Annotated in this window: 11 protein-coding genes; 7 read left to right on the top strand and 4 right to left on the bottom strand. The window is 52.8% G+C overall.

The window, feature by feature from the left end; all coding sequences use genetic code 11:
- Positions 1-53: 53 nt before the first annotated feature.
- The gene (gene bacA / locus QZF50_RS05965) at positions 54-875 is read right to left on the bottom strand and encodes an undecaprenyl-diphosphate phosphatase (protein WP_001305111.1); all 822 of its coding nucleotides are present in this window, start codon (positions 873-875) and stop codon (positions 54-56) included.
- Between the two features lie 90 nt (positions 876-965).
- Positions 966-1,334, bottom strand: coding sequence for a bifunctional dihydroneopterin aldolase/7,8-dihydroneopterin epimerase (gene folB / locus QZF50_RS05960; RefSeq protein WP_001295541.1), 369 nt, complete (start codon positions 1,332-1,334; stop codon positions 966-968).
- 104 nt (positions 1,335-1,438) lie between these two features.
- Here folB and plsY point away from each other — a divergent pair, with 104 nt between their 5' ends.
- Positions 1,439-2,056: a glycerol-3-phosphate 1-O-acyltransferase PlsY gene (gene plsY / locus QZF50_RS05955; RefSeq protein ID WP_001272796.1), complete on the top strand. Its 618-nt coding sequence runs from the start codon at positions 1,439-1,441 to the stop codon at positions 2,054-2,056.
- A 12-nt stretch (positions 2,057-2,068) separates the two neighbouring features.
- On the opposite strand, the gene ttdR is transcribed toward plsY, so the two are convergent.
- Positions 2,069-3,001: an L-tartrate utilization transcriptional activator TtdR gene (ttdR, locus tag QZF50_RS05950; protein WP_000935209.1), complete on the bottom strand. Its 933-nt coding sequence runs from the start codon at positions 2,999-3,001 to the stop codon at positions 2,069-2,071.
- Between the two features lie 206 nt (positions 3,002-3,207).
- On the opposite strand from ttdR, the gene ttdA reads away from it, so the two are divergent.
- Genes ttdA through ttdT form a run of 3 tightly spaced genes read left to right on the top strand, consistent with a single transcriptional unit; the run spans position 3,208 to position 6,233 of the window.
- Positions 3,208-4,119 (top strand): L(+)-tartrate dehydratase subunit alpha, encoded by a 912-nt coding sequence (ttdA, locus tag QZF50_RS05945; RefSeq protein ID WP_000986797.1) that lies wholly within the window; start codon positions 3,208-3,210, stop codon positions 4,117-4,119.
- The gene (ttdB, locus tag QZF50_RS05940) at positions 4,116-4,721 is read left to right on the top strand and encodes a L(+)-tartrate dehydratase subunit beta (RefSeq protein WP_000722962.1); all 606 of its coding nucleotides are present in this window, start codon (positions 4,116-4,118) and stop codon (positions 4,719-4,721) included. Before ttdA ends, ttdB begins: the two co-directional genes overlap by 4 nt.
- 48 nt (positions 4,722-4,769) lie before the next feature.
- Entirely contained in the window at positions 4,770-6,233 is a 1,464-nt protein-coding gene (ttdT, locus tag QZF50_RS05935; RefSeq protein ID WP_000804912.1) for an L-tartrate/succinate antiporter, read from the top strand.
- Between the two features lie 42 nt (positions 6,234-6,275).
- On the opposite strand, the gene tsaD is transcribed toward ttdT, so the two are convergent.
- Entirely contained in the window at positions 6,276-7,289 is a 1,014-nt protein-coding gene (gene tsaD / locus QZF50_RS05930) for a tRNA (adenosine(37)-N6)-threonylcarbamoyltransferase complex transferase subunit TsaD (protein ID WP_001264365.1), read from the bottom strand.
- A gap of 236 nt (positions 7,290-7,525) precedes the next feature.
- Between tsaD and rpsU the strand changes: the two genes are divergently transcribed.
- The 3 genes from rpsU to rpoD all read left to right on the top strand — a co-directional run bounded on the left by rpsU (position 7,526) and on the right by rpoD (position 11,633).
- On the top strand, positions 7,526-7,741 hold the full coding sequence (gene rpsU, locus QZF50_RS05925) for a 30S ribosomal protein S21 (RefSeq protein WP_001144069.1): 216 nt from the start codon (positions 7,526-7,528) through the stop codon (positions 7,739-7,741).
- Between the two features lie 110 nt (positions 7,742-7,851).
- Complete coding sequence (gene dnaG, locus QZF50_RS05920) at positions 7,852-9,597, top strand: DNA primase (RefSeq protein ID WP_000918827.1); 1,746 nt, start codon at positions 7,852-7,854, stop codon at positions 9,595-9,597.
- A 194-nt stretch (positions 9,598-9,791) separates the two neighbouring features.
- Positions 9,792-11,633, top strand: coding sequence for an RNA polymerase sigma factor RpoD (gene rpoD, locus QZF50_RS05915; RefSeq protein ID WP_000437371.1), 1,842 nt, complete (start codon positions 9,792-9,794; stop codon positions 11,631-11,633).
- Positions 11,634-11,654: the final 21 nt, after the last annotated feature.

Genomic DNA, 11,654 nt, shown 5'->3' with positions numbered 1-11,654 from the left:
TCTCCCTACAGAGCGAGGGAGAAAACCAGGCCTGCTCCCGAACCTTTTCTCAATCAAAAGAACACGACGTACACCGCAGCCGCCACAATAAAGCGATAAATGGCGAACGGGATAAACGAAATGCGCTTAATCAATTGCAGGAAGGTTTTAATCGCTATCAGCGCCACCACAAAAGCGGTGATAAACCCAACGGCAAACATCGGGATATCGCCGGTTGTCAGGAAGCCCCAGCTTTTGTAGAGATCGAGCGCCGTTGCGCCCATCATCATCGGTACCGCCAGCAGGAACGAGAACTCGGAAGCAGCGTAACGGCTCACGCCCATCAGCATCCCACCTGAAATGGTGGCCCCGGAACGGGAGAAACCCGGCCACAGCGCCAGACACTGGAAACAGCCAATCATAAACGCCTGACGATAGGTCATATCATCAAGACCCGGCGCACGCGGCTCTTTCGGCTTCAGGCATTCGGCGGCAATCAGCAACAAACCGCCAACGACCAGTGCATACATCACATTTATCGGGTTAAACAATGACTTAATCGTGTCGTGGAACAACAGCCCCAGTACCACCGCCGGAATCATCCCCAGCAAAATGTGGATCAGCGTTAAACGACCTTTGCTTTCTCCTTCGTGCTGCAACGGGCGGCCAAAGTGGATGCCAATCAGGCCAAACAGACGCCGCCAGAACATCACTACTACCGCCAGAATTGATCCTAACTGGATCACAACTTCAAAGGTTTTCGCCGTGTCGCCCTCGAACCCCAACAAGTGACCGACAATAATCATATGGCCCGTGCTGGATACCGGCAGAAATTCTGTCAATCCTTCGACCACACCCAATATTGCCGCTATCAGCAGCGAGTGCATATCGCTCATCAATAAACCCCTAAATTATTAAAATGTACCGCTTGTCCGGACTACTGCAGTAAGACCAGGTTATAACCGTTTGGTTTAACAGCTGTAAAATTAATTATTTTCTTTCAGATTATTGCCACGCTCAATGATTACGCCAACATTCGCCGCCCGCGCCACTGCGCCTGGCTTGCTGAGTTTGATACGCACCCACGGCGAGTTGAAGCGTGCTAACAGCAGCTCCGCCACCTCTTCAGCCACGCGTTCCACCAGCGCAAAACGCGCCCCCTCGACGTGGCTGACCACCGTTTCTGCAATGTCAGCGTAACTGAGGCAATCCGCCACATCATCACTTTTCGCCGCTTTACGGTTATCCCATGCCATTTCGATATCGAACACTAACTTCTGTTCGATGGTCTGTTCCCAGTCGTAAACACCAATAGTGGTGATTACCGAAAGTTGCTCTATAAATACAATATCCATCACGTCCTGCCTGCTTTTTGGCTAACCGGATACCACTTCCGGCGAAATGTGCGTATTATCCACAGATTCATCGTTGAACACGAATTTTCAAAACGGAACAGCTTATGAGTGCAATCGCGCCTGGAATGATCCTCATCGCGTACCTCTGCGGCTCCATTTCCAGTGCCATTCTGGTTTGCCGCTTGTGTGGGCTGCCCGATCCGCGAACCAGCGGCTCCGGCAATCCAGGCGCAACCAATGTGTTACGTATCGGTGGCAAGGGAGCAGCCGTAGCAGTACTGATTTTCGACGTTCTGAAAGGAATGTTGCCCGTCTGGGGCGCGTATGAATTAGGTGTCAGCCCCTTCTGGCTAGGCTTAATTGCCATCGCCGCCTGTCTTGGACACATCTGGCCCGTTTTCTTCGGATTTAAAGGAGGAAAAGGCGTTGCTACCGCTTTTGGTGCCATCGCACCCATTGGCTGGGATCTCACCGGAGTAATGGCGGGAACCTGGTTACTGACCGTGCTATTGAGCGGATACTCGTCGCTGGGAGCGATTGTCAGTGCACTGATTGCTCCATTTTATGTCTGGTGGTTTAAGCCACAATTCACCTTCCCGGTTTCGATGCTCTCTTGCCTGATCCTGCTGCGTCATCATGACAACATCCAGCGTCTGTGGCGTCGTCAGGAGACAAAAATCTGGACGAAATTCAAAAGAAAGCGCGAAAAGGATCCCGAGTGATTTCTGGTGGATCTACATGACCTGATAGCCTTCATCGGGCTTGCCCAGCCGTTGCTGGCACCATGCCGCCAGAAATTCCACGCAGACACGTAATTTCATGCTGCGATAGAGCGGCTCCCGGTAAACAGCCCAGATATTGGCGCTTTGTGCATACTCCGGCAATACTCGCACCAGTTTGCCACTCTCCAGAAACGGCAACACATCCCACTCGGAACGCAGCATAATCCCTTTGCCCTCCAGCGCCCATTGCAACACTATCTCGCCGCTATTGGAGGAAAGATGCCCGCTAACCTTCACCGATTTTTTCTCCTGACCGTTCCCCAACTCCCATATTCCGTGGGTCATATCGCGCTCTTTGGTCACCAGACAGTCATGACGACTTAATTCCTGTAATGATTGTGGCTGCGGATATTTTTGCAGATACTCAGGTGCTGCGCATAATATTCTTTTATTTTTCGTTAACAGATGCGCAATATAATAATCAGGAATTTCGTCATTAATACGAATATCCAGATCAATATTATCCTGCACTAAATCAATTTGCCGATCGAACAATTCAAAATGCACCTGTAACTCAGGATAATTGCGCATAAGTTCGGTAATGGCTGGCGCAATATGGCTGCGCCCAAAACCAAAACTGCAACCAATACGAATCATCCCCTCCGGGCGCGTTTTGATTTGCGTGACGTCATCGACCAGTCGCTGATATTGGGTGAGGATTTCCAGCGCATGTTCGTAACAACGTTGGCCACTTTCAGTCAGCGCCACGCCGCGAGCGGAGCGGTTCAGCAGCGTTGTTGCCAGCGTATTTTCAAGGATTTGGATCCGCTTGGTGACAAATGCAGGCGTCTGCCCAAGCGTCGCCGCTGCAGCACTAAAACTCCCGCTGTGGACGATTTCTACCAGTACCTGCAAGTCTTTGGCTAAAGGCCAGCTATTCAGCATCGTTAATTATCCGCAGTTGTGATAAGCGCAGTGTATTTCGCAAAACATTGCCATTCCCTGCTCTGGTGCAATATTCATTCTTATTTTCGCGTTGATTCACGAACTGTTAATTACATATTCACGGTGGCAAAAAATATAAAACCACATTTTTAGTGGTAGTTTGTGGCGGTGAATTTTTCCAGACAAATACAAAAACTGGAGTTGCCATGATGAGCGAAAGTAATAAGCAACAGGCAGTGAATAAGTTGACAGAGATTGTCGCTAACTTTACCGCCATGATTTCTACCCGAATGCCTGATGACGTGGTGGATAAACTAAAACAGCTAAAGGATGCCGAAACGTCGTCGATGGGGAAAATTATCTACCATACGATGTTCGACAACATGCAAAAAGCGATTGACCTGAATCGTCCTGCCTGTCAGGACACCGGGGAGATTATGTTCTTCGTTAAAGTCGGTTCCCGCTTCCCACTGCTTGGCGAGCTGCAAAGCATACTCAAACAAGCCGTGGAAGAGGCAACCGTCAAAGCGCCACTACGTCACAATGCGGTAGAAATTTTTGACGAAGTAAACACCGGCAAAAATACCGGTAGCGGCGTACCGTGGGTCACCTGGGACATCATCCCCGACAATGACGATGCGGAAATCGAAGTTTACATGGCAGGCGGCGGCTGCACGCTACCTGGCCGCTCGAAAGTGTTAATGCCGTCAGAAGGCTACGAAGGCGTGGTGAAATTCGTCTTCGAAAATATCTCCACCCTCGCCGTAAACGCCTGTCCACCGGTACTGGTGGGCGTGGGCATCGCCACCTCGGTGGAAACCGCCGCCGTACTCTCGCGTAAAGCCATTTTGCGTCCGATTGGCAGCCGCCATCCCAATCCAAAAGCGGCAGAGCTGGAGCTACGCCTGGAAGAAGGACTCAACCGTCTGGGGATTGGTCCACAAGGGCTGACCGGCAACAGTTCAGTGATGGGCGTGCATATCGAATCTGCCGCCCGCCATCCGTCAACCATCGGCGTTGCTGTCTCTACCGGCTGCTGGGCGCATCGTCGCGGCACGCTGCTGGTTCATGCCGATCTCACCTTTGAAAATCTGTCTCACACCCGGAGCGCGTTATGAAAAAGATCCTGACAACCCCGATCAAAGCTGAAGATCTGCAAGATATTCGCGTCGGCGATGTGATCTACCTGACCGGTACGCTGGTGACCTGCCGCGACGTTTGTCACCGCCGTTTGATCGAACTGAAACGTCCGATCCCTTACGATCTCAACGGCAAAGCGATTTTCCACGCTGGCCCCATCGTGCGCAAAAACGGCGACAAATGGGAGATGGTCTCCGTCGGCCCGACAACCAGTATGCGTATGGAAAGTTTTGAACGTGAATTTATTGAGCAGACCGGCGTGAAAATGGTGGTCGGCAAAGGCGGAATGGGGCCGCTGACCGAAGAAGGCTGTCAGAAATTCAAGGCGCTACATGTGATTTTCCCTGCAGGCTGCGCGGTGCTGGCGGCAACCCAGGTGGAAGAGATTGAAGAAGTGCACTGGACAGAGCTCGGAATGCCGGAGTCGCTGTGGGTCTGCCGGGTCAAAGAGTTCGGCCCGCTGATTGTCTCTATTGATACCCACGGCAACAACCTGATAGCCGAAAACAAAAAGCTGTTCGCCGAACGCCGCGATCCCATCGTGGAAGAGATCTGCGAGCACGTCCATTACATCAAATAACCCTCCCGGAGAGGCTCGCCCCCTCTCCTTTTTCGCAGGCATAACACGATGAAACCTTCCACTGAATGGTGGCGATACCTTGCGCCGCTGGCGGTCATCGCCATTATTGCTCTAATTCCGGTTCCCGCAGGGCTGGAGAGTCATACCTGGCTCTACTTTGCCGTTTTTACTGGCGTGATCGTTGGACTGATCCTCGAACCCGTGCCGGGTGCCGTGGTGGCGATGGTGGGTATCTCCATCATCGCCATACTCTCTCCCTGGCTGCTGTTCAGCCCCGAACAGCTCGCCCAGCCAGGCTTTAAATTCACTGCAAAATCCCTCTCGTGGGCGGTTTCCGGTTTTTCTAATTCGGTTATCTGGCTGATTTTCGCCGCCTTTATGTTTGGCACAGGCTATGAAAAAACCGGGCTTGGACGCCGCATTGCGCTGTTTCTGGTGAAAAAGATGGGACATCGCACGCTGTTTCTCGGCTATGCGGTGATGTTCTCCGAGCTGATCCTCGCACCTGTAACACCGTCCAACTCGGCGCGTGGTGCGGGGATTATCTATCCCATCATCCGTAACCTGCCACCGCTCTATCAATCACAACCAAACGACAGCAGTTCGCGCAGCATTGGCTCGTACATCATGTGGATGGGGATTGTTGCCGACTGCGTGACCAGCGCCATTTTCTTGACGGCGATGGCACCAAACTTGCTGTTAATTGGACTGATGAAAAGCGCATCTCACGCCACGCTGAGTTGGGGCGACTGGTTCCTCGGGATGTTGCCGCTCAGTATTTTGCTGGTGCTGCTGGTTCCCTGGCTGGCTTATGTGCTGTACCCGCCGGTACTGAAGTCTGGCGATCAGGTGCCGCGCTGGGCAGAGACGGAACTGCAGGCAATGGGCCCGCTCTGTTCGCGTGAAAAACGGATGCTGGGGCTGATGGTAGGCGCGCTGGTGCTGTGGATTTTCGGCGGTGATTATATCGATGCCGCGATGGTCGGTTACAGCGTGGTGGCACTGATGCTGCTTCTGCGCATTATCAGTTGGGACGACATTGTCAGTAATAAAGCGGCGTGGAACGTTTTCTTCTGGCTGGCCTCGCTTATCACCCTCGCTACCGGACTCAACAACACTGGTTTTATTAGCTGGTTTGGCAAACTGTTAGCAGGCAGCTTAAGCGGTTATTCGCCAACGATGGTGATGGTGGCGTTGATTGTGGTGTTTTATCTGCTGCGCTACTTTTTCGCCAGCGCCACGGCGTATACCTCCGCCCTCGCACCGATGATGATTGCCGCTGCGCTGGCGATGCCGGAAATCCCGCTGCCGGTGTTCTGCCTGATGGTTGGCGCGGCAATTGGTCTGGGGAGCATTCTTACACCATACGCCACCGGACCCAGTCCGATTTACTACGGTAGTGGTTATCTGCCAACGGTGGATTACTGGCGACTGGGGGCGATTTTTGGACTGATATTCCTCGTGTTGCTGGTGATTACCGGCTTGCTGTGGATGCCCGTGGTGTTGCTTTAAGTGAGGACGGTGCCGGAAATTGCTCTCCGGCACCGGATAGTTTTACGCAGCCGGTAACTCTGCCAGTGGCCAGCGCGGACGCACGCTAACGCCGAGATCCGCCGTCGCGCCTGCTTTAAACCGCACCATTCCGGCATAGGCGATCATCGCGCCGTTATCAGTACAAAATTCCGGACGCGCGTAGAACACTTCGCCGCGGCGTTTTTTCATCATTTCCGCCAGCTTCGCCCGTAACGTGCGGTTAGCACTCACGCCGCCCGCCATGACCAGTCGCTTAAAGCCCGTCTGATCCAACGCTCGCTTACACTTAATCATCAACGTATCGACCACCGCATCTTCAAAGGCGCGGGCGATATCAGCACGCGTCTGGTCGTCGGTGCCGTTGTCACGAATCGTGTTCGCCGCAAAGGTTTTCAGACCAGAAAAGCTGAAATCCAGCCCCGGACGGTCGGTCATCGGACGCGGGAAAACAAAGCGCCCGGCAGTACCCTGAGCCGCCATTTTCGACAGTAACGGTCCGCCAGGATAATCCAGCCCCAGCAGCTTCGCGGTTTTATCAAACGCTTCACCGGCGGCATCATCGATAGACTCGCCGAGCAGCTCGTACTGACCAATGCCAGTCACGCTGATTAACTGCGTATGACCGCCGGACACCAGCAGCGCGACAAACGGAAATTCCGGCGGGTTATCTTCCAGCATCGGCGCTAACAGATGCCCTTCCATATGGTGTACCGGGATTGCCGGAACGTTCCAGGCAAACGCCAGAGAACGCCCCACGGTTGCGCCAACCAGCAGTGCGCCGACTAATCCAGGGCCTGCGGTATAGGCCACAGCATCAATGTCTTTTGCCGTTAAGCCAGACTCCTTTAGCGCCGCCTGGATCAACGGTACGGTTTTGCGCACGTGATCGCGGGAGGCCAGTTCAGGCACGACGCCGCCGTAGTCAGCGTGCAATTTCACCTGACTATACAATTGGTTGGCTAACAAACCTTTTTCATCGTCGTAAATGGCGATGCCGGTTTCATCGCAGGAAGTTTCAATACCCAGTACACGCATGACTTGTTTTACCTCGCTTTATTACCGCGCAGTGTAGGACCAATGCGGGTTGATGTAAAACTTTGTTCGCCCCTGGAGAAAGCCTCGTGTATACTCCTCACCCTTATAAAAGTCCCTTTCAAAAAGGCCGCGGTGCTTTACAAAGCAGCAGCAATTGCAGTAAAATTCCGCACCATTTTGAAATAAGCTGGCGTTGATGCCAGCGGCAAACCGAATTAATCAAAGGTGAGAGGCACATGCCGGTAATTAAAGTACGTGAAAACGAGCCGTTCGACGTAGCTCTGCGTCGCTTCAAGCGTTCCTGCGAAAAAGCAGGTGTTCTGGCGGAAGTTCGTCGTCGTGAGTTCTATGAAAAACCGACTACCGAACGTAAGCGCGCTAAAGCTTCTGCAGTGAAACGTCACGCGAAGAAACTGGCTCGCGAAAACGCACGCCGCACTCGTCTGTACTAATTCCCCGAGAGCGTTGCTCTCCGATCAGACCGAGTTGTAGTTGTAAGGCCGTGCTTCCGAAAGGAATGCGCGGCTTATTTTCGTTTATGAATTGCTAAAAATCGGGGCCTATGGCTGGACGAATCCCACGCGTATTCATTAATGATCTGCTGGCACGCACTGACATCGTCGATCTGATCGATGCCCGTGTGAAGCTGAAAAAGCAGGGCAAGAATTTCCACGCGTGTTGTCCATTCCACAACGAGAAAACCCCGTCATTCACCGTTAACGGTGAGAAACAGTTTTACCACTGCTTTGGATGTGGCGCGCACGGCAACGCGATCGACTTCCTGATGAACTACGACAAGCTCGAGTTCGTTGAAACGGTCGAAGAGCTGGCAGCAATGCACAATCTTGAAGTGCCATTTGAAGCAGGCAGCGGCCCCAGCCAGATCGAGCGCCATCAGAGGCAAACGCTTTATCAGTTGATGGACGGTCTGAATACGTTTTACCAACAATCTTTACAACAACCTGTTGCCACGTCTGCGCGCCAGTATCTGGAAAAACGCGGATTAAGCCACGAGGTTATCGCTCGCTTTGCGATTGGTTTTGCGCCCCCCGGCTGGGACAACGTCCTGAAGCGGTTTGGCGGCAATCCAGAAAATCGCCAGTCATTGATTGATGCGGGGATGTTGGTCACTAACGATCAGGGACGCAGTTACGATCGTTTCCGCGAGCGGGTGATGTTCCCCATTCGCGATAAACGCGGTCGGGTGATTGGTTTTGGCGGGCGCGTGCTGGGCAACGATACCCCCAAATACCTGAACTCGCCGGAAACAGACATTTTCCATAAAGGCCGCCAGCTTTACGGTCTTTATGAAGCGCAGCAGGATAACGCTGAACCCAATCGTCTGCTTGTGGTCGAAGGCTATATGGACGTGGTGGCGCTGGCGCAATACGGCATTAATTACGCCGTTGCGTCGTTAGGTACGTCAACCACCGCCGATCACATACAACTGTTGTTCCGCGCGACCAACAATGTCATTTGCTGTTATGACGGCGACCGTGCAGGCCGCGATGCCGCATGGCGAGCGCTGGAAACGGCGCTGCCTTACATGACAGACGGCCGTCAGCTACGCTTTATGTTTTTGCCGGATGGCGAAGACCCTGACACGCTGGTACGAAAAGAAGGTAAAGAAGCGTTTGAAGCGCGGATGGAGCAGGCGATGCCACTCTCCGCATTTCTGTTTAACAGCCTGATGCCGCAAGTTGATCTGAGTACCCCTGACGGGCGCGCACGTTTGAGTACGCTGGCACTGCCATTGATATCGCAAGTGCCGGGCGAAACGCTGCGAATATATCTTCGTCAGGAATTAGGCAACAAATTAGGCATACTTGATGACAGCCAGCTTGAACGATTAATGCCAAAAGCGGCAGAGAGCGGCGTTTCTCGCCCTGTTCCGCAGCTAAAACGCACGACCATGCGTATACTTATAGGGTTGCTGGTGCAAAATCCAGAATTAGCGACGTTGGTCCCGCCGCTTGAGAATCTGGATGAAAATAAGCTCCCTGGACTTGGCTTATTCAGAGAACTGGTCAACACTTGTCTCTCCCAGCCAGGTCTGACCACCGGGCAACTTTTAGAGCACTATCGTGGTACAAATAATGCTGCCACCCTTGAAAAACTGTCGATGTGGGACGATATAGCAGATAAGAATATTGCTGAGCAAACCTTCACCGACTCACTCAACCATATGTTTGATTCGCTGCTTGAACTGCGCCAGGAAGAGTTAATCGCTCGTGAGCGCACGCATGGTTTAAGCAACGAAGAACGCCTGGAGCTCTGGACATTAAACCAGGAACTGGCGAAAAAGTGATTTAACGGCTTAAGTGCCGAAGAGCGATCGGGAAGCCCCCGACAGCCGCACTGAGAGGCAGCGGCAAATATATAAGTACGCCCTCGTAATTATCGTTGGCGGTAAACAACCGTTGGATTTCAGCGTTAACGGCTGAAGGACATCGGGTCAATCGCCCAACACCAACCTCATGAAATAAGTGTGGATACCGTCTTATGGAGCAAAACCCGCAGTCACAGCTGAAACTTCTTGTCACCCGTGGTAAGGAGCAAGGCTATCTGACCTATGCCGAGGTCAATGACCATCTGCCGGAAGATATCGTCGATTCAGATCAGATCGAAGACATCATCCAAATGATCAACGACATGGGCATTCAGGTGATGGAAGAAGCACCGGATGCCGATGATCTGATGCTGGCTGAAAACACCGCGGACGAAGATGCTGCCGAAGCCGCCGCGCAGGTGCTTTCCAGCGTGGAATCTGAAATCGGGCGCACGACTGACCCGGTACGCATGTACATGCGTGAAATGGGCACCGTTGAACTGTTGACCCGCGAAGGCGAAATTGACATCGCTAAGCGTATTGAAGACGGGATCAACCAGGTTCAATGCTCCGTTGCTGAATATCCGGAAGCGATCACCTATCTGCTGGAACAGTACGATCGTGTTGAAGCAGAAGAAGCGCGTCTGTCCGATCTGATCACCGGCTTTGTTGACCCGAACGCAGAAGAAGATCTGGCACCTACCGCCACTCACGTCGGTTCTGAGCTTTCCCAGGAAGATCTGGACGATGACGAAGATGAAGACGAAGAAGATGGCGATGACGACAGCGCCGATGATGACAACAGCATCGACCCGGAACTGGCTCGCGAAAAATTTGCGGAACTACGCGCTCAGTACGTTGTAACGCGTGACACCATCAAAGCGAAAGGTCGCAGTCACGCTGCCGCTCAGGAAGAGATCCTGAAACTGTCTGAAGTATTCAAACAGTTCCGCCTGGTGCCGAAGCAGTTTGACTACCTGGTCAACAGCATGCGCGTCATGATGGACCGCGTTCGTACGCAAGAACGTCTGATCATGAAGCTCTGCGTTGAGCAGTGCAAAATGCCGAAGAAAAACTTCATTACCCTGTTTACCGGCAACGAAACCAGCGATACCTGGTTCAACGCGGCAATTGCGATGAACAAGCCGTGGTCGGAAAAACTGCACGATGTCTCTGAAGAAGTGCATCGCGCCCTGCAGAAACTGCAGCAGATTGAAGAAGAAACCGGCCTGACCATCGAGCAGGTTAAAGATATCAACCGTCGTATGTCCATCGGTGAAGCGAAAGCCCGCCGTGCGAAGAAAGAGATGGTTGAAGCGAACTTACGTCTGGTTATTTCTATCGCCAAGAAATACACCAACCGTGGCTTGCAGTTCCTTGACCTGATTCAGGAAGGCAACATCGGTCTGATGAAAGCGGTTGATAAATTCGAATACCGCCGTGGTTACAAGTTCTCCACCTACGCAACCTGGTGGATCCGTCAGGCGATCACCCGTTCTATCGCGGATCAGGCGCGCACCATCCGTATTCCGGTGCATATGATTGAGACTATCAACAAACTCAACCGTATTTCTCGCCAGATGCTGCAAGAGATGGGCCGTGAACCGACGCCGGAAGAACTGGCTGAACGTATGCTGATGCCGGAAGACAAGATCCGCAAAGTGCTGAAGATCGCCAAAGAGCCAATCTCCATGGAAACGCCGATCGGTGATGATGAAGATTCGCATCTGGGGGATTTCATCGAGGATACCACCCTCGAGCTGCCGCTGGATTCTGCGACCACCGAAAGCCTGCGTGCGGCAACGCACGACGTGCTGGCTGGCCTGACCGCGCGTGAAGCGAAAGTTCTGCGTATGCGTTTCGGTATCGATATGAACACCGACCACACGCTGGAAGAAGTGGGTAAACAGTTCGACGTTACCCGCGAACGTATCCGTCAGATCGAAGCGAAGGCGCTGCGCAAACTGCGTCACCCGAGCCGTTCTGAAGTGTTGCGTAGCTTCCTGGACGATTAATCGGTAGGCCGGATCAGGCGT

This window comes from uncultured Escherichia sp. (assembly GCF_948475835.1).
GTDB lineage: Bacteria > Pseudomonadota > Gammaproteobacteria > Enterobacterales > Enterobacteriaceae > ECMA0423.
The sequence above is the reverse complement of the archived record's forward strand: the minus strand, read 5'-3'. Positions and strand labels throughout refer to the sequence as shown.